Origin of the sequence: Pseudomonas sp. NFPP02 (assembly GCF_900119355.1) — a bacterium.
Classification (GTDB): domain Bacteria; phylum Pseudomonadota; class Gammaproteobacteria; order Pseudomonadales; family Pseudomonadaceae; genus Aquipseudomonas; species Aquipseudomonas paracarnis.
The window spans coordinates 23,835-41,484 of the sequence record NZ_FPJI01000016.1; the positions used below are offsets into that span (position 1 = coordinate 23,835).

A 17,650-nucleotide genomic window follows, 5' to 3' on the forward strand; every position below is an offset into this window, starting at 1 on the left:
GACGTCGAACGGGTTGTAGCAAACTACTTGAGCTACTGCCCAGGTCCAGGTTCCAAGCGACCCATGCAAACACAGTGGGCAAACTCTACGCCAACTAATATGAAAAAAACAAGCCCTTGTGCAGGCCCTGATTTTACTGGGGCTCATGACACTTTGTTGAATGTTCTGATACTGGCTTATTCGATAGATCTATTCACTTGTTATAGGGCCTCAGCTATAAAAAGCCTATCGTGAATGCACTGTTTTATGGCGGTTGCGTTACAGTTTAGTGCACGTTAACGCAACCGCGTTACTTATAGAAACAGTCAATCAGCCACGGTAGTAACGTTGCGGAACAAATGGCATTTTACTTACACGCAGTGGCACCTTTTTCCCACGTACCATTGCGCAAACTTCGGTATCCAGTGCGACAAATGCGCTGTCCAGGTAACCCATTGCCAGAGGGCCGCCCAAGGTTGGACCAAAGCCCCCGCTGCAGACGCTGCCGATAACCGTACCTTGTGCATCGACAATTTCAGCGCCTTCACGCACCGGGGTACGCTCCTGCGGCAGCAGGCCTACGCGTTTGCGCGCCACACCGGTTTGCTGCTGAGTGAAGATGCGGTCGGCGCCAGGGAAGCCGCCGGCCCGTGCGCCATCGGCACGCCGAGCCTTGGAAATCGCCCACAGCAGGCTGGCTTCGATTGGCGTGGTGTCGGTGTTCATGTCGTGGCCGTACAAACACAAGCCGGCTTCCAGGCGTAGCGAATCGCGAGCGCCCAGGCCGATCGCCTGCACTTCGGTTTCGGCCAGCAGGCTGCGGGCCAGGCTCTCGGCATTGGCGGCCGGCACGGAGATTTCAAAACCGTCTTCACCGGTGTAGCCGGAGCGGCTGACGTAGCAGTCCACGCCCAGCAAACGCAGGGTGGCGAATTGCATGAAGGTCATCTGAGTGACTTCAGGGGCCAGGCGCGCCAATACTTTCACTGCCGCAGGGCCTTGCAGGGCCAGCAGGGCGCGTTCTTCGAACAGCGGTTCGATGGTGCATTGGTCGCCGATATGTGTACGCAGGTGCGCCAGGTCCTGGTCCTTGCAGGCGGCGTTGACCACCAGGAACAATTCGTCGTTGCCCAGGTTGGCGACCATCAGGTCGTCGAGGATGCCGCCTTGCTCATTGGTGAACATCGCATAGCGCTGCATGCCTACTGGCAGGTCGATGATATCGACGGGCACCAGGGTCTCCAGAGCCTTGGCGGCATTCGCGCCAGTGAGACGAATCTGGCCCATGTGGGAGACGTCGAACAACCCGGCCTGTTCACGGGTATGCAGGTGTTCCTTCATCACGCCCAATGGATACTGCACCGGCATGTCGTAGCCGGCGAAGGGCACCATGCGTGCGCCCAGTTCCAGGTGCAGGGCATGCAATGGGGTTTTCAACAGGGTTTCGGTGGACATATTCAACTCCTGAAAAACGTGCCGACGCGCTTGTGGGCGTCAGCACTCGATAATGTTGACCGCCAAACCGCCACGGGCGGTTTCCTTGTATTTGCTTTTCATGTCGGCGCCCGTCTGGCGCATGGTGCGGATGACCTTGTCGAGGGACACAAAGTGCTGCCCGTCGCCACGCAGGGCCATGCGCACCGCATTGATCGCCTTCACCGAGCCCATGGCATTGCGCTCGATGCACGGCACCTGCACCAGCCCGCCAATTGGGTCGCAGGTCAGGCCGAGGTTGTGTTCCATACCGATCTCGGCGGCGTTTTCCACTTGGGACACGCTGCCGCCCAGCACTTCGCAGAGTGCGCCTGCGGCCATGGAACAGGCCACGCCGACTTCGCCCTGGCAACCGACTTCGGCGCCTGAGATCGAAGCGTTTTCCTTGTACAAAATGCCGATGGCGGCCGCGGTGAGCAAAAAGCGCACTACGCCGTCTTCGTTCGCGCCGGGGATAAAACGCATGTAGTAATGCAGCACGGCGGGAATGATCCCGGCCGCGCCGTTGGTGGGCGCGGTGACCACGCGCCCGCCATTGGCGTTTTCTTCGTTGACCGCCAGCGCATACAGGTTGACCCAATCGAGCACCGACAGCGGGTCGCGCAGCGCCGACTCCGGGTTCTTGCACAACTGCCTGTGCAAGGCCGCTGCCCGGCGCTTGACCTTCAAGCCTCCGGGCAAGATGCCTTCGTTGCGACAGCCGGCATCGACGCAATCCTGCATGACCTGCCAGATCTTCAACAAACCGCTGCGGGTTTCGGCTTCCGGGCGCCAGGCACTTTCATTGGTCAGCATCACCTGGCTGATAGACAGGCCATAGGTGGTGCAGTGGCCGAGCAAGTCCTTGGCGTGTTTGAACGGGAAGGTCAGGGGGGTAGCGTCTTCGACGATACGGTCGGCGCCCGCCGCGTCTTCATCCACCACGAAACCGCCACCGACCGAGTAGTACTCGCGGCTGCGGGTCTGGATGCCGGCGGCGTCAAAGGCACGAAAGATCATGCCGTTGGGATGATAGGCAAGGGGCTTGCGGATCATCGCCAGGTGTTCTTTCTCGTTGAACGCAATGCTGTGTTCGCCGAGCAGGTTGAGGCGCCCGTCACTGCGCATCTGCGCCAGGCGTGCTGCCACGGTTTCGGTATTCACGGTGTCCGGGTGTTCGCCTTCCAGGCCCAGCAACACAGCCTTGTCGCTGCCGTGGCCTTTGCCGGTGGCGCCCAGTGATCCGTAGAGTTCCACCTTGATGCCGGTGGTGGCCTCCAGCAGGTTGTCACGCTTGAGCCCCTCGACGAATCGGGCAGCGGCACGCATCGGGCCGACGGTGTGGGAACTGGAGGGGCCGATGCCAATCTTGAACAGGTCGAACACGCTAAGGGACATGGTTGTTCTCCGGTTTCTTATTATTTTCTGAAAGCCGACTCGGTCAATGTGGGAGCCGGGCTTGCCCGCGATAACGGTGGGTCAGGCAACATCACTGTCGGCTGATACACCGCTATCGCAGGCAAGCCAGCTCCCACACTGGCCGCGTATCTCTCGTCAGATCAGGCGTAGCTCTCGATAGAAGGGCACGCACACACCAGGTTGCGATCGCCAAACACGTTGTCGACCCGGCCAACCGGTGGCCAGTACTTGCTTTCGATCAACGACGCTACCGGGTACACCGCTTGTTCACGGCTGTATGGGTGGCTCCATTCTCCCACCAGTTCCGCAGCCGTGTGCGGCGCGTTCTTGAGGGGGTTGTCGTCTTTGTCGAGGGTGCCGTTTTCTACCGCGCGGATCTCTTCGCGGATGGCGATCATGGCGTCGCAGAAGCGGTCCAGCTCTTCCTTGGATTCACTTTCGGTGGGCTCGATCATCAAGGTGCCGGCCACCGGGAACGACATGGTCGGCGCATGGAAACCAAAATCGATCAGGCGCTTGGCCACGTCGTCCACGCTGATGCCGCTGCTGTCTTTCAACGGGCGCAGGTCCAGGATGCATTCGTGGGCCACCAGGCCATTGCTGCCGGTGTACAGCACCGGGTAGTGCTCTTCCAGGCGACGGGAAATGTAGTTGGCATTCAGGATCGCCAACTGCGACGCACGCTTGAGGCCGGCGCCGCCCATCATGCTGATGTACATCCAGGTGATCGGCAGAATGCTCGCGCTGCCGAACGGCGCAGCGCACACCGCGCCTTCCTTGCGTTCCATGGCGGCGTGGCCGGGCAGGAATGGCGTGAGGTGCGACTTGACGCCAATCGGGCCAACGCCCGGGCCGCCACCGCCGTGGGGAATGCAGAAGGTTTTGTGCAGGTTCAGGTGGGACACATCGCCGCCGAACTTGCCCGGTGCGCACAGGCCGACCATGGCGTTCATGTTGGCGCCGTCGATGTACACCTGGCCGCCGTTGTCATGAATGATCCCGCAGATTTCGCGAATACCTTCCTCGAACACGCCGTGGGTAGAGGGGTAGGTGATCATCAGTGCTGCGAGGTGCTCGCGGTGCTCGATGGCCTTGGCGCGCAGGTCTTCGATGTCGACGTTGCCGCGTGCATCGCAAGCGGTGACCACCACGCGCATGCCGGCCATGTTGGCGGTCGCAGGGTTGGTACCGTGGGCTGATGACGGGATCAGGCAGATGTCGCGACGTTCTTCGCCACGGCTCTGGTGATAGGCACGGATGGCCAAGAGGCCGGCGTACTCACCCTGGGAACCGGCGTTGGGTTGCAGGGAGATCGCGTCGTAACCGGTGGCCGCGCAGAGCATGGCTTCCAGTTCGCTGGTCAGTTGCTGGTAGCCGGCGCTTTGCGCGGCGGGGGCGAACGGGTGCAGGGCACCGAATTCGGCCCAGGTCACCGGGATCATTTCGCTGGCGGCGTTGAGCTTCATGGTGCACGAGCCCAGCGGGATCATGGTGCGGTCCAGGGCCAGGTCCTTGTCGGCCAGCTTGCGCAGGTAGCGCATCAGCTCGGTTTCCGAGTGATAACGGTTGAACACCGGGTGGCTGAGGATCGGCGACTGGCGCAGCAAGGCGCTCGGCAGGGTGCTTTCGGTTGCAGCAAAGGCTGGCAGGGTTTTGCCGTCGGCGAAGATGGCCCACAAGGCTTGGATATCGGCCTGGGTGGTGGTTTCGTCGACCGACAGGCCAACGCGTTCGCCATCCACCACGCGCAAGTTGATGCGCTGGGCGCGGGCCTTGTCGTGCAGGGCTGCGGTGTGGGCGCCGGTGTGGATTGTCAGGGTGTCGAAGAAGTGTGCCTGCTCGACTTTCTGGCCCAGGGCAGTCAAACCCTTGGCCAGGATCGCGGTCAGTTGGTGAATGCGCTGGGCGATCTGCGTCAGGCCCTTGGGGCCGTGGTACACGGCGTACATGCTGGCGATATTGGCCAGCAGCACTTGCGCGGTGCAGATGTTGCTGGTGGCTTTCTCGCGGCGGATATGTTGCTCGCGGGTTTGCATGGCCAGGCGCAGGGCCGGCTTGCCGAAGCGGTCGACGGAAACACCGACCAGACGGCCTGGCATGTCGCGCTTGAACGCATCCTTGGTGGAGAAGTACGCCGCGTGCGGGCCACCGAAGCCCAGTGGCACGCCAAAGCGTTGTGCGCTGCCAATGGCGACGTCGGCGCCGAATTCACCCGGCGGCGTCAGCAGGGTCAGGGCCAGCAGGTCGGCGGCCACGGCGACCAGTGCGTTGGCGGCGTGGAAACGTTCGGTCAGTTCGCGATAGTCGAACACATCGCCGTTGCTGGCCGGGTATTGCAGCAGGGCGCCGAAGAACGGGCTGACGTCGGTCAGTTCGCGCTCATCGCCCACTACTACATCGATGCCCAGTGGTTCGGCGCGAGTGCGCAGGACGTCGAGGGTTTGTGGGTGGCTGTGCACCGAAGCGAAGAACGCGTTGCTGCTTTTGTTCTTGCTCAGGCGCTTGCAGAAGGTCATGGCTTCGGCGGCGGCCGTGGCTTCGTCGAGCAGGGAGGCGTTGGCAATCGGCAGGCCGGTGAGGTCGCTGATCAGGGTCTGGAAATTCAGCAGGGCTTCCAGGCGGCCTTGGGAAATCTCGGGTTGATACGGCGTGTAGGCGGTGTACCAGGCCGGGTTTTCCAGCAGGTTGCGTAGGATCGGCGACGGCGTATGGCAGTTGTAGTAGCCCTGGCCGATGTAGGTCTTGAACAGTTGGTTCTGGCTGGCGATGGCCTTGATCTTGGCCAGGGCCTCGGCTTCGCTCAGGCCGTCTTCCAGGCCGAGCACGCTGGTGCCCTTGATGCTTTCCGGGATGACGCTGGCGCTCAGGGCTTCGAGGGAATCAAACCCCAGGCTGGCGAGCATTTGCTGCTCATCTTCCTGGCGCGGGCCGATGTGGCGGGCGATGAATTCGTTGGCGGTGGTCAGATTAACGGTCATGGCGCGCTCCTCAAGCTTCAGCGTTGGCTTTGATCAGGCGGTCGTACGCATCCTGATCCAACAGCTTAGCCACTGCATCGGCATCGGCGGGTTTAAAGCGGAAGAACCAGCCTTCGCCCATCGGGTCTTCGTTGACCAGTTCCGGGCTGCCATCGAGCTTGTCGTTGACTTCGAGGACTTCACCGTCCAACGGCATGTACACACCACTGGCGGCCTTGACCGACTCCACGGTGGAGGCTTCGGCGCCCTTGGTATAAGCCTGCAACTCTGGCAGTTGCACGAAAACCACATCACCCAGCGCATTCTGCGCAAAAGCGGTGATACCCACGGTGACGCTGCCATCGGCTTCGGCGCGCAGCCATTCGTGATCTTCAGTGAAACGCAACTCGCTCATGGAAACTCCTCAGGGCCAGAATCGTCTGGTGGACGGGATTGGAATAATGAGGAGTTGCTTAGCAATATTGCGGCCAACGTTATTAAGCCGTTATAAATCAATGGGTTAATAAATTTCGCTATAAAGTCCGAGCAGTGAGCTGTAGCGTTTTCGCTACAGTCGAGTGCGTGAAAAAAAGCCTATGTGGATCAAAGCCTTGCATGGCACGCAAAAAACAGGGCTGTAGCGATATCGTTACGCTGTAGCGCTTTCAGTACACGGAATGTCGTTCTCAGACCAAATCTGTAATGCGGTTTCTGTGGGGGCTTGCCTGCGATAGCGGTCTACCCGTCACTAAGGAGTTGGATGACCCGACGCTATCGCAGGCAAGCCAGCTCCCACAGTTGAACCGCGTTTATTCCGTCAGGGTTTGTTGGGAATGCCGTATTTGCGCAGGCGATGGGCGATAGCCGTGTGGGAGGTTTGTAGCCGGCTGGCCAGTTGGCGGGTCGAGGGGTAGCGGCTGTAGAGGCTTTCCAGCAGGCTGCGCTCGAAATCTTCCACGGCCTGTTCCAGGCTGTCGACTTCACCATCGCTCTGGCGCGCCACGGAGGTGCCGGCGATGTCCAGGTCACCGATGTCCACCAGGCTGCTTTCGCAGATGGCGGCAGCGCGGAAGATCACGTTTTGCAACTGCCGCACGTTGCCCGGCCAGTGGTTGCCCAGCAGGGCTGGATAGGTACCCGGCGCCAGGCGGCAGACCGGGCGCTGGATCTGCGCGCAGGCTTGCTGCATGAAGTAGCGCGCCAGCAGCAGGATGTCCTGGCCGCGTTCACGCAAGGGCGGCACGGCGACGTTGAGCACGTTGAGGCGGTAAAACAGGTCTTCGCGAAAGGTGCCTTCGCTGACCATCTTTTCCAGGTCGCGGTGGGTGGCGCTGAGGATGCGCACATTGACCTTCACTTCGCGGTCGCCACCCACGCGGCGAAAGCTGCCGTCATTGAGAAAACGCAGCAGCTTGGCTTGCAGGTACGGCGACATCTCACCGATCTCATCGAGGAACACCGTGCCCTGGTTGGCCAGCTCCATCAGCCCCGGTTTGCCACCGCGTTGCGCGCCGGTAAAGGCGCCAGGGGCATAGCCGAACAATTCACTTTCGGCGAGATTTTCCGGCAGTGCCGCGCAGTTCAATGCCAGAAACGGCGCACTGTGGCGCGCACTGATGGCGTGGCAGGCGCGGGCCACCAGCTCTTTGCCGGTACCGGTTTCGCCCTGGATCAGCAGCGGTGCATCCAGTGCCGCCACCCGTTGCGCCCGCGCCTTGAGCGTGCGGATCGCCGGGGACTCGCCCAGCAGCGCATCAAACCCTTCGGCATGGTCATGGTGCAGCGCCGACAGTTGTTCGCCGATGCGGTTGGGCTGGTAGAGGGTGAGCAGGGCGCCGGCGTCGGTGATCGGCGTGGCGCCCAGCAGCAGGGTTTGGCCGTTGACGCTGATCTCGCGCAACGGCAAGCGAAAGCCCTGGTCCAGCAAGGTTTCCAGCAAGGCCGGATCATCGAACAGCTCGGCGATGCTCTCACCGGCCGGTTCACGCCCGTACAAGGCGATCAGCGCCGGATTGGCCAGCAGGATCTTGCCTGCACTGTCCAGGGCCAGCACCGGGTCGGTCATGGCCGCCAGCAGGGCGTCGAGTTGCAAGTGGCGACGCTGGCCCGGAAGGATGTCGACGACCTTTACCGCCTGCACGCCGTGCACGCTGAACAACGCATCGCGCAGTTCTTCAAGCACCTCGGCGCTGAGGGTCGGCGCATCGATATAGACATTGGGCGGCACCATTTCCACCGCATCCAGATTGAGATTGCGCCCACCGAGCAAGGCCAGGACTTCCTGGGTGATGCCGACGCGGTCGATGAAGCTGACGTGGATACGCATGGGGCGGATCTTGATTCTGGAGTGCTGAGGGTGGCCAGTATGCCTTGGAGCCGGTGGAGATCAAAATGTGGGAGCTGGCTTGCCTGCGATGGCGGTGGGTCAGTTACCGAAAATATCGTCTGACAGGTCGCTATCGCAGGCAAGCCAGCTCCCACATTCGATTGGGGAGCAGGTTATTCCAGGTGTTCGGGTTTGACCGGGTCGCCGGATTTCATATCCAACTGCTGGCGCACATCCTCAAACATCAGGTCGTAATGCTTGTGCTGTGAACCGACGCTGCTATGGGTCTTGGGAATGCCGTATTTTTCGACAATCTTGGTCACATTGCTGGCGAAGTTATAGGCCTGGTCCTTGGGCAGGAAAAAGGTTTCCTTCATGTCCTTGCCCTGGATGCTGCCATGCAGGGTGAACTGCATGCCTTTGCCTTCGCGGTCATCCGTGACGACTTCGTAGTCCAGGCACAGGTCGTAGCTGACATCGTCCTTGTTCAGCGCGTGTCGCTCGATATGCAAGTGGCCGGGTTCAAAGATAGCCATAGGCGTTTCTCCTCAACTTCACAGGTAGGTGATGCCAGGTTTTGCCGTGCTGATGCGCGTGCCGGCGCTGCCCTGGACGATGGCTTCGATGTCCGAGAGTGAACCGATCACCGCGGTTTTGCCAGTCTGACGGGCGAACTCGCAGGCGGCTTGTACCTTGGGGCCCATGGAGCCGGCGGCGAAGCCGAGTTTTTCCATATCGTCGGGGTGGGCCTGGCCGATGGCCTTCTGGGTGGGCTTGCCGAAGTCGATAAAGGCGGCGTTGACGTCGGTGGCGATCACCAGCAAATCGGCCTCCAGTTGCGTGGCCAGCAAGGAGGAACACAAGTCTTTGTCGATCACCGCTTCAATGCCGCGCAGCTTGCCATCTTCGCCATACATGGTGGGGATGCCGCCACCACCGGCGCAGATCACGATGGCTTTTTTCTCCAGCAGCCACTTGATCGGGCGAATTTCAAAGATGCGTTTGGGACGCGGGCTGGCGACTACACGGCGGTATTTGTCGCCGTCGGGCGCGATGGCCCAGCCTTTCTCTGCGGCGAGTTTCTCGGCTTCGGCTTTGGCGTACACAGGGCCGATAGGCTTGGTGGGGTTCTGGAAGGCCGGGTCCTTGGCGTCGACTTCGACCTGGGTGAGCAGGGTGGCGAACGGCACTTCAAAGTCCAGCAGGTTGCCCAGTTCCTGTTCGATGATGTAGCCGATCATGCCCTCTGTCTCGGCGCCCAGCACGTCCAACGGATAGGGCGAGACGCTGGTGTAGGCCGCCGCCTGCAATGACAGCAGGCCCACTTGCGGGCCATTGCCGTGGGCGATCACCAACTCGTTGCCGGGGTGGATCTTGGCGATCTGTTCGGTGGCGATGCGGATATTGGCGCGTTGGTTGTCTGCGGTCATGGGTTCACCACGACGCAGGAGGGCGTTGCCGCCCAGGGCTACGACGATGCGCATACAGAATGTCCTTCTAGAATGATCGTTCCCACGCTCTGCGTGGGAATGCCCCCCGGACGCTCTGCGTCCGCTCCTGTGGCGCAGAGCGCCACTGGCTGCATTCCCACGCGGAGCGTGGGAACGATCAGAGTGGGGTTAGATATCCGCCAACGCCGACACCAGAATCGCCTTGATGGTATGCATGCGGTTTTCCGCCTGCTCGAAGGCGATATTGGCCGGCGACTCGAACACCTCTTCGGTCACTTCCACGCCATTGGCCAGGTGCGGATAGCGTGCCGCGATGTCCTTGCCGACCTTGGTTTCACTGTTGTGGAACGCCGGCAGGCAATGCATGAATTTCACCCGAGGGTTGCCCGAGGCTTTCATCATCTTGGCGTTGACCTGGTACGGCAGCAGTTGCTCGATGCGCTCGTCCCACGCTTCCACCGGTTCGCCCATGGACACCCAGATATCGGTGTGGATGAAGTCCACACCTTTCACGGCTTCTTTCGGGTCTTCGGTGATGGTGATGCGTGCGCCGCTTTCCTCGGCAAAGGCCTGGCATTGCTTGATGAAATCTTCATGGGGCCACAGCGCTTTGGGCGCGCCGATGCGCACGTCCATGCCCAGCTTGGCGCCGATCATCAGCAGCGAGTTGCCCATGTTGTAGCGGGCGTCCCCGAGGTAAGCGTAGCTGATGTCATGCAGCGGCTTGTCGCTGTGTTCACGCATGGTCAGGGTGTCGGCGATCATCTGGGTCGGGTGGAATTCGGCGGTGAGGCCGTTGAACACCGGCACACCGGCGAACTTGGCCAGCTCTTCGACGATTTCCTGCTCAAAGCCACGGTATTCAATGGCATCGAACATCCGGCCCAGTACGCGGGCGGTGTCTTTCATGCTTTCTTTGTGGCCGATCTGCGACGACACCGGGTCGATATAGGTGACGTGGGCGCCTTGGTCATGGGCCGCGACTTCGAAGGCACAGCGAGTGCGGGTCGAGGTCTTTTCGAAGATCAGCGCGATGTTCTTGCCTTGCAGGTGCGGACGCTCGGTGCCGGTGTATTTGGCGCGTTTGAGATCGCGGGACAGGTCCAGCAGGTAATGCAGTTCGCGAGTGGTGTGGTGCATCAGCGACAGCAGGCTGCGGTTGCGCATATTGAAAGCCATGATGGAATCTCCTTAATAGTCGATAGGGTCGCGGATGATCGGGCAGGTCATGCAGTGGCCGCCCCCACGGCCTCGGCCGAGTTCACCGGCGCTGATGGTGATCACTTCCACACCGGCCTTGCGCAGCAGGGTGTTGGTGTAGGTGTTGCGGTCGTAGCCAATCACCACGCCCGGTTCCACGGCCACCACGTTGTTGCCGTCATCCCATTGCTCGCGTTCGGCGGCGAAGCTGTTGCCGCCGGTCTCGACGACGCGCAGGGCCTTGAGGTTGAGCGCTGCGGCCACGGTTTCGAGGAAGTTGGTTTTCTCGCGCTGAATGTCGATGCCGTGGGGCTTGCTCTCGTCAGGGCGCAGGGTGAAAGGCACGATCTGGTTGACCACTTCGGGGAAGACGGTGACCAGGTCGCGGTCGCAGAAGCTGAACACGGTGTCCAGGTGCATCGCGGCGCGGGATTTGGGTAGGCCGGCAACGATGACGCGTTCCACGGCTTTGTTCTGGAACAGGTTACGCGCCAGTTGGCCGATGGCCTGGTGGGACGAGCGTTCGCCCATGCCGATCAATACCACGCCGTTGCCAATCGGCATCACGTCGCCGCCTTCCAGCGTCGCGGCGCCATGTTCCTGGTCGGGGTCGCCGTACCAGATCTGGAAGTCCGCGTTGGTGAACTCAGGGTGGAATTTATAGATGGCGCTGGTCAGCAGGGTTTCCTGGCGGCGCGCCGGCCAGTACATCGGGTTGAGCGTCACGCCGCCGTAGATCCAGCAGGTGGTGTCGCGGGTGAACTGGGTATTGGGCAGCGGCGGCAGGATGAAACTGGCGTGGCCGAGAAAATCGCGGAACATCTCGATGGTCTTGCCACCGAAGCTGCTCGGCAGGTCGTCGGCCGATACGCCGCCAATCAGGTACTCGCTGATTTTGCGCGGCTCCAGGCTGCGCAGCCACGAACCGACTTCATCGACCAGGCCCAGGCCTACGGTGTTGGCGGTGATCTTGCGTTCCAGAATCCAGTCCAGCGCTTCGGGGTTGGCGACGATGTCGGTGAGCAGGTTGTGCATTTCCAGCACATCAATGTCCCGCTCGCGCATCTTGGTCACGAAGTCGAAGTGGTCGCGCTTGGCCTGGGCCACCCACAGCACGTCATCGAACAGCAGCTCGTCGCAGTTGTTGGGGGTCAGCCGCTGGTGGGCCAAACCTGGGGAGCACACCATGACTTTGCGCAGTTTGCCGGCTTCGGAATGTACGCCGTACTTCACTTTTTCCGTGGTCATTACAGATCCTCCAGTGAACAACAATTACAGGGTCAGGAAGCCGTCGTAGAGCCCATAGGCCGCCACCAGGGCGCCAATGACCACTGCGGCGAAAATCAGCTTCTCGACGGGGGTGAAAATCGGTTTGCCCAGTTCACGCTTGGCCTTGGCGAACAGGATCGCGCCGGGGGCGTAGAGCAGGGCGGAGAGCAGCAGGTATTTGGTGCCGCCGGCATACAGCAGCCAGATCGCATAGATCAGGGCGATGGCGCCGATGAACAGGTCTTTCCTGCGCTCTTTGAGGGCGTTCTCGTAGGTCTCGCCGCGCACCGCCAGCAGCAGGGCGTAGGCCGCCGACCACAGGTAAGGCACCAGGATCATCGAGGTGGCGAGGTAGATCAGTGACAGGTAGGTGCTGGCGGAAAAAAGCGTGATCACCAGGAATATCTGCACCATTGCGTTGGTCAGCCACAGTGCGTTGACGGGCACATGGTTGGCGTTTTCCTTGCGCAGGAACTCCGGCATGGTGTGGTCCTTGGCGGCGGCGAACATGATCTCCGCACACAGCAGCACCCAGGACAGCAGCGCGCCGAGCAGGGAGATGATCAAGCCCACGCTGATCAGCACCGCGCCCCAGTGGCCCACCACATGCTCCAGCACGGCGGCCATCGACGGGTTTTGCAGCTTGGCCAGTTCCGGCTGGGTCATGATCCCCAGGGACAGCACGTTCACCAGCATCAGGAACAGCAGCACAGTGATAAAGCCGATCACGGTGGCCTTGCCCACGTCACTGCGTTTCTCGGCACGGGACGAGAAGATGCTCGCGCCTTCGATGCCGATAAACACCCACACGGTGACCAGCATCATGTTGCGCACCTGGTTCATCACACTGCCCAGGTCCGGGTTTTTCACGCCCCAGATGTCAGCGGTGAAGATGTCCAGCTTGAACGCGAACAGCGCGATGAGCACGAACAGCAGCAGCGGCACCACCTTGGCGACGGTGGTTACCAGGTTAATGAACGCCGCTTCCTTGATTCCGCGCAGCACCAGGAAATGCACGGCCCACAACAGCACTGACGCAGCGATCACCGCCGTCGGGGTATTGCCCTCGCCAAAGACCGGGAAGAAATAGCCCAAGGTGCTGAACAGCAAGACGAAGTACCCGACGTTGCCCAGCCAAGCGCTGATCCAGTAGCCCCAGGCGGATGAAAAGCCCATGTAGTCGCCGAAACCGGCCTTGGCGTAGGCGTAGACCCCGCCGTCGAGGTCAGGCTTGCGGTTGGCGAGGGTCTGGAACACGAAGGCGAGGGTCAACATGCCGATGGCGGTAATCACCCAGCCGATCAACACCGCACCGACATCGGCGCTGGCGGCCATGTTTTGTGGCAATGAAAAGATACCGCCGCCAATCATCGAGCCGACGACAAGTGCGACCAGGGCGCCTAGTCGAAGTTTTCCGGGAGTTTCAGACATTGCATGACTCCAATGCAGGAGAAGAGAGACCACAGAATAATTCCGTGCGCTAATCAAACAGCTGACTCAGATCACTTCATTGGCACATTCCATTGTGAATTAACGACTTAGGGTGAGGTTTTTGCGGGCGAACAAGTCCCGCAAAGGCGCTTGATAGAGCGCTCTTTGCTTTGTGGTTAATCATTTGGTCGAGGACATGGGTGTTGACGCTAGTTCGTATTTGCGAATGTGCAAATTTTTTGTACGTTGTTTGACTATCGCTTCATAATTGACGTATTTAAATTCTAAATAAGCCTAAACTTCCTACCTTTACATATCCTTATGTTATGACAACGTCATTAATCTGAATTACTTATGTGCGCAGTTGTCGCCCAACCGTTTATTTCGAGGAAGCTGCATGACCCAACCCGCCCAGAAACTTCGGCTCAGTGCCCTGATTGCCCTGGTGGTGGGCTCGATGATTGGCGGCGGCATCTTTTCATTGCCGCAGAACATGGCTGCCCGTGCCGAAGTGGGGGCCATCTTGATCGGCTGGGCGATCACCGCCATCGGCATGCTGACCCTGGCCTTTGTGTTCCAGACGTTGGCGAACCGTAAGCCCGAACTGGACTCCGGGGTGTATGCCTACGCCAAGGCGGGTTTTGGCGATTACATGGGCTTTTCATCCGCCTGGGGTTACTGGATCAGCGCGTGGATGGGTAACGTCGGTTATTTCGTCTTGCTGTTCAGCACCCTTGGCTACTTTTTTCCGGCATTCGGCCAGGGTAATACACCGCTCGCCATCGGCTGCGCGTCGCTGTTGCTGTGGGCCGTGCATTTTCTGGTGATGCGCGGGATCAAAGAGGCAGCGTTCATCAACCAGGTGACGACGGTGGCGAAGATCGTACCGCTGTTGATGTTTATCGTGATCGCTGCGGTTGCATTCAAGGCGGATATCTTCACCCGCGATATCTGGGGCCTGGGCAACCCGCAGATGGGCAGCGTGGTCGAGCAGGTGCGCCACATGATGCTGGTCACGGTGTTTGTCTTTATCGGCATCGAAGGCGCCAGTGTGTACTCGGCGCGAGCACAGAAACGCTCGGACGTGGGGCGCGCCACGGTGATTGGTTTTGTGGGCGTGCTGGCCTTGCTGGTGCTGGTGAACGTGCTGTCCCTGGGCATCATGAGCCAGCCGGAGTTGGCGCAATTGCAGAACCCGTCCCTGGCCGGTGTGTTGGAGCATATCGTCGGGCCTTGGGGCGCGGTATTGATCAGCCTCGGCCTGGCGGTTTCGCTGCTCGGGGCGTTGCTCTCCTGGGCGCTGCTGTGCGCGGAAATCCTCTATGCCACCGCTCAGGACAAGACCATGCCGGCGTTCCTGAAGAAGGAAAACGCCAATCAGGTGCCGGTCAATGCCTTATGGTTGACCAACGTGATGATCCAGGCATTCCTGGTGATCACGCTGTTTTCAGCCAGCACCTACACCACCCTGATCTACCTGGCGTCCTCGATGATCCTGGTGCCTTACTTGTGGTCGGCGGCCTATGCGGTGCTGTTGAGCGCGCGCGGCGAAACCTATGCAGGCTGGCAGCGTCGGCGCATGAAAGATCTGCTGGTGGGGCTGGTTGCCCTCGGTTATGCGATCTGGCTGCTGTATGCGGGGGGCTTGAAGTACTTGCTGCTGTCGGCGTTGCTGTACGCACCGGGTGTGATCCTGTTTGCCCTGGCCAAGCGCGAGCAGGGCCAACCCTTGTTTACCACCGTGGAAAAAGGCATTTTCAGCGGCGTGATCGCGGGCGCCGGGTTAGCCGCGTATGGGCTGTATAGCGGGGTATTGTCACTGTGAGATTGGCGTATCAACCGCCCTACGACTGGGCGGCGATGCTGGGGTTCCTATCGTCGCGGGCGATTACCGGGTTGGAAACCGTGGTTGCCGGCGTGTATCGGCGCAGTATCAGTGTGGCGGGGCGACATGGCTGGGTCAGCGTCGAACCGGGCGCGGGGGATTGGCTGGAGGTGACGGTCGACTTTCCCGAGCCTGCCGCGATGCCTGAGATCGAGCGGCGCTTGCGCAGGATGTTTGATCTGGACGCGGTGCCTGAGGTGATCAACGCGCAATTGTCGCAAGACCCCCTGATGGCGCAACTGGTTGCGGCCCGCCCTGGCCTGCGGTTGCCTGGCACCTGGGATGGGTTGGAACTGGCGATTCGTGCAGTGCTGGGCCAGCAGATCACCGTGGTGGCGGCGATTCGCCTGGCGGGCAAGCTGGTGGCGCAGTATGGCCAGACCCTGCAAACCCCGCACGCCGATATTACCCACCTGTTTCCAACACCTGAAGTGCTGGCGGCGGCGGACCTGGCGACCCTGGGCATGCCCAAGGCGCGGGGCCGTACGTTGTCTGGTGTGGCCCAGGCGCTATTGGATGATCCACAGCTTTTCGAACCGAAGGCCAGCCTCCAGGACGGCGTTGCAAGGCTAGTGGCATTGCCGGGGATTGGAGAGTGGACCGCGCAGTACATCGCCATGCGCCAGTTGCGCGAGGCGGATGCGTTTGCGTCGGGGGATATCGGGCTGATCAATGCTTTGGCAGCCTTGGAAGGTGGACCGGTGTCGGCGCGGCAGTTATTGGCGCGGGCCGACGCGTGGCGGCCGTTGAGGGCGTATGCGGCGCAGCATTTGTGGACAACCCTGTAGGAGCGAGCTTGCTCGCGAAAAACCTGAGAACGCCGCTGTGTATCAGGTTTCCCGCGTTATCGTTGGCGACCTTCGCGAGCAAGCTCGCTCCTACAGGGTATTAGTCACCATTGCGGCCGGTGCGAGCCCAGTTCCACCGCCGGCAAATCCCACTGCAACGGCGTGCCACTGATGCTCAGCGGCGCCAGTAGCCGGTGGGCCTGGCCCCAGGCTGTCTGCTCCACCACCAGGCCTTGGTCATTGATATCTTCTTCGCGCAATGCCGCTTGCTGTGGCACTTGCCCGGCCTCCACCAGCAACTTCGCCGTACGCGCCAAAGACAAGCGCGCCGAACCGCCGCGTCCGGAGTCCAGGCGCTCGGCCAACGCCCGGATCGCACTGGCAGCCATCAAATAGCCGGTGGCGTGATCCAGCGCCTGCACCGGCAGCGGCAGCGGTTTATCCGTCTGTTTCCAGGCCATGCCCGCCTCGGCAATCCCGCTGCTCATCTGCACCAGGCTGTCAAAGCCACGCCGATTACGCCATGGGCCGCTCCAGCCGTAGGCGTTGAGGCTGACGTCGATCAGTCCGGGGGCGATGTGCTGACGTTCGCCAAGGGTATAACCGAGTTGCTCCAGGGCATCGGCGCGGTAACCGTGGAACAGGATGTCGGCGTCCTTGAGCAACGCTTCGAACACTTGCCGGTCGTCGTAGCTCGTTAGATCCAGGCGGGCGCAGCGTTTACCCAGGGTCATTTCCGGGACGACGCCAGGTTCGTTCCAGGTGGGCGAGTCGATGCGCAGTACGCTGGCACCCAAGCCGGCGAGGAAACGACTGGCCACCGGGCCGGCCAGCACCCGGGTCAAATCCAGCACCTTGATGCCGGCCAGTGGGCGCGCTGCGGAACCGAGCCAGGGTTTGTCGGTGCCGGGTTCGAAGACCTGACGCTGGATCAACGCTTCGGCGTTTACCGCCAAGCCTTGGGGATGCTGCTGCCAGGCTTGCCAGCTACGCATCTGCGCCGCACAACCGCCCGCATCGACAACCGCCTGTTCCAGTTCGGCTGCTTTCCAGGTCGCGACTCTACTCGCCATGGCTGCGCGATCAGCGGCAGGCCCCAATACCCGCTCGGCCGCTGCGCGGTGATGGGGCGCGTTGGTGTGCAGACGGATCCAGCCATCCACGCTGGCGTAATCACCCGCTACCGGGTCCCACAAAGGCGGCACTTGCCACCCCACGGGGCGAATCGACGAGGAGAACCACAACGAGGCCAGGCGCCGATCCACGCTGACGCTGGGCAGGCGCCCGGTTTGTTGCTCAATCAACTGGGCGACGGCCTGGCCCGCGGCGCCGATGCTGGCGGCCGCCAGGTCTGTCACGGCGAAGGTCGAGGGCAAGGCGCCGTCCTGGGTCTGGGGCAGTGGGGCGTGCGGTAAAGCGAGTGCGGCTTGGATGGGAGTCAGCAGGTCTGTCATCAAAGGCCCTCCGTAAGA

Annotated in this window: 13 protein-coding genes and 1 pseudogene; 2 read left to right on the forward strand and 12 right to left on the reverse strand. The window is 61.1% G+C overall.

What is annotated here, in order from left to right; translation table 11 throughout:
* Nucleotides 1–309: 309 nt before the first annotated feature.
* The 10 genes from gcvT to arcD (BT204_RS23485) all read right to left on the reverse strand — a co-directional run bounded on the left by gcvT (nucleotide 310) and on the right by arcD (BT204_RS23485) (nucleotide 13,505).
* Entirely contained in the window at nucleotides 310–1,434 is a 1,125-nt protein-coding gene (gene gcvT, locus BT204_RS23440; protein ID WP_054898393.1) for a glycine cleavage system aminomethyltransferase GcvT, read from the reverse strand.
* Nucleotides 1,435–1,473: 39 nt separating this feature from the next.
* On the reverse strand, nucleotides 1,474–2,850 hold the full coding sequence (locus BT204_RS23445) for an L-serine ammonia-lyase (protein ID WP_034128553.1): 1,377 nt from the start codon (nucleotides 2,848–2,850) through the stop codon (nucleotides 1,474–1,476).
* A 161-nt stretch (nucleotides 2,851–3,011) separates the two neighbouring features.
* Nucleotides 3,012–5,849: an aminomethyl-transferring glycine dehydrogenase gene (gene gcvP / locus BT204_RS23450; protein WP_054918484.1), complete on the reverse strand. Its 2,838-nt coding sequence runs from the start codon at nucleotides 5,847–5,849 to the stop codon at nucleotides 3,012–3,014.
* 10 nt (nucleotides 5,850–5,859) lie between these two features.
* The gene (gcvH, locus tag BT204_RS23455; RefSeq protein WP_014719698.1) at nucleotides 5,860–6,243 is read right to left on the reverse strand and encodes a glycine cleavage system protein GcvH; all 384 of its coding nucleotides are present in this window, start codon (nucleotides 6,241–6,243) and stop codon (nucleotides 5,860–5,862) included.
* Nucleotides 6,244–6,645: 402 nt separating this feature from the next.
* A complete protein-coding gene (locus tag BT204_RS23460) occupies nucleotides 6,646–8,154 on the reverse strand; it encodes a sigma-54-dependent transcriptional regulator (RefSeq protein WP_003193823.1) in 1,509 nt (502 codons plus the stop codon).
* 173 nt (nucleotides 8,155–8,327) lie between these two features.
* Nucleotides 8,328–8,690: a DUF5064 family protein gene (locus BT204_RS23465; RefSeq protein ID WP_057975114.1), complete on the reverse strand. Its 363-nt coding sequence runs from the start codon at nucleotides 8,688–8,690 to the stop codon at nucleotides 8,328–8,330.
* Nucleotides 8,691–8,708: 18 nt separating this feature from the next.
* A complete protein-coding gene (gene arcC / locus BT204_RS23470) occupies nucleotides 8,709–9,638 on the reverse strand; it encodes a carbamate kinase (RefSeq protein ID WP_014719696.1) in 930 nt (309 codons plus the stop codon).
* Nucleotides 9,639–9,773: 135 nt separating this feature from the next.
* Entirely contained in the window at nucleotides 9,774–10,784 is a 1,011-nt protein-coding gene (locus BT204_RS23475) for an ornithine carbamoyltransferase (RefSeq protein WP_014719695.1), read from the reverse strand.
* A 12-nt stretch (nucleotides 10,785–10,796) separates the two neighbouring features.
* The gene (gene arcA / locus BT204_RS23480; RefSeq protein ID WP_014719694.1) at nucleotides 10,797–12,053 is read right to left on the reverse strand and encodes an arginine deiminase; all 1,257 of its coding nucleotides are present in this window, start codon (nucleotides 12,051–12,053) and stop codon (nucleotides 10,797–10,799) included.
* A gap of 24 nt (nucleotides 12,054–12,077) precedes the next feature.
* Nucleotides 12,078–13,505: an arginine-ornithine antiporter gene (arcD, locus tag BT204_RS23485; protein ID WP_014719693.1), complete on the reverse strand. Its 1,428-nt coding sequence runs from the start codon at nucleotides 13,503–13,505 to the stop codon at nucleotides 12,078–12,080.
* Nucleotides 13,506–13,902: 397 nt separating this feature from the next.
* Between arcD (BT204_RS23485) and arcD (BT204_RS23490) the strand changes: the two genes are divergently transcribed.
* On the forward strand, nucleotides 13,903–15,330 hold the full coding sequence (arcD, locus tag BT204_RS23490) for an arginine-ornithine antiporter (RefSeq protein ID WP_072448461.1): 1,428 nt from the start codon (nucleotides 13,903–13,905) through the stop codon (nucleotides 15,328–15,330).
* Nucleotides 15,327–16,178 carry a DNA-3-methyladenine glycosylase family protein gene (locus BT204_RS23495; protein ID WP_072448462.1) on the forward strand — a complete coding sequence of 284 codons (852 nt, stop codon included), beginning with the start codon at nucleotides 15,327–15,329 and terminating at the stop codon, nucleotides 16,176–16,178. Before arcD (BT204_RS23490) ends, BT204_RS23495 begins: the two co-directional genes overlap by 4 nt.
* Here BT204_RS23495 and BT204_RS28225 read toward each other — a convergent pair.
* Nucleotides 16,174–16,260, reverse strand: a pseudogene (locus tag BT204_RS28225) (outer membrane lipoprotein carrier protein LolA); the annotation flags it as partial. The gene BT204_RS23495 and the pseudogene BT204_RS28225 overlap by 5 nt on opposite strands.
* Nucleotides 16,261–16,282: 22 nt before the next feature.
* The gene (locus BT204_RS23500; protein WP_072448463.1) at nucleotides 16,283–17,632 is read right to left on the reverse strand and encodes a CoA transferase; all 1,350 of its coding nucleotides are present in this window, start codon (nucleotides 17,630–17,632) and stop codon (nucleotides 16,283–16,285) included.
* Nucleotides 17,633–17,650: the final 18 nt, after the last annotated feature.

Excerpts from the sequence above, each read along its gene's own strand:
- gcvP (WP_054918484.1), bottom strand. The coding sequence starts at position 5,849 with ATGACCGTTAATCTGACCACCGCCAACGAATTCATCGCCCGCCACATC.
- BT204_RS23465 (WP_057975114.1), bottom strand. The coding sequence starts at position 8,690 with ATGGCTATCTTTGAACCCGGCCACTTGCATATCGAGCGACACGCGCTG.
- BT204_RS23475 (WP_014719695.1), bottom strand. The coding sequence starts at position 10,784 with ATGGCTTTCAATATGCGCAACCGCAGCCTGCTGTCGCTGATGCACCAC.
- arcD (WP_014719693.1), bottom strand. The coding sequence starts at position 13,505 with ATGTCTGAAACTCCCGGAAAACTTCGACTAGGCGCCCTGGTCGCACTT.
- gcvH (WP_014719698.1), bottom strand. The coding sequence starts at position 6,243 with ATGAGCGAGTTGCGTTTCACTGAAGATCACGAATGGCTGCGCGCCGAA.
- arcC (WP_014719696.1), bottom strand. The coding sequence starts at position 9,638 with ATGCGCATCGTCGTAGCCCTGGGCGGCAACGCCCTCCTGCGTCGTGGT.
- BT204_RS23445 (WP_034128553.1), bottom strand. The coding sequence starts at position 2,850 with ATGTCCCTTAGCGTGTTCGACCTGTTCAAGATTGGCATCGGCCCCTCC.
- arcA (WP_014719694.1), bottom strand. The coding sequence starts at position 12,053 with ATGACCACGGAAAAAGTGAAGTACGGCGTACATTCCGAAGCCGGCAAA.
- BT204_RS23500 (WP_072448463.1), bottom strand. The coding sequence starts at position 17,632 with ATGACAGACCTGCTGACTCCCATCCAAGCCGCACTCGCTTTACCGCAC.
- gcvT (WP_054898393.1), bottom strand. The coding sequence starts at position 1,434 with ATGTCCACCGAAACCCTGTTGAAAACCCCATTGCATGCCCTGCACCTG.
- BT204_RS23460 (WP_003193823.1), bottom strand. The coding sequence starts at position 8,154 with ATGCGTATCCACGTCAGCTTCATCGACCGCGTCGGCATCACCCAGGAA.
- arcD (WP_072448461.1), top strand. The coding sequence starts at position 13,903 with ATGACCCAACCCGCCCAGAAACTTCGGCTCAGTGCCCTGATTGCCCTG.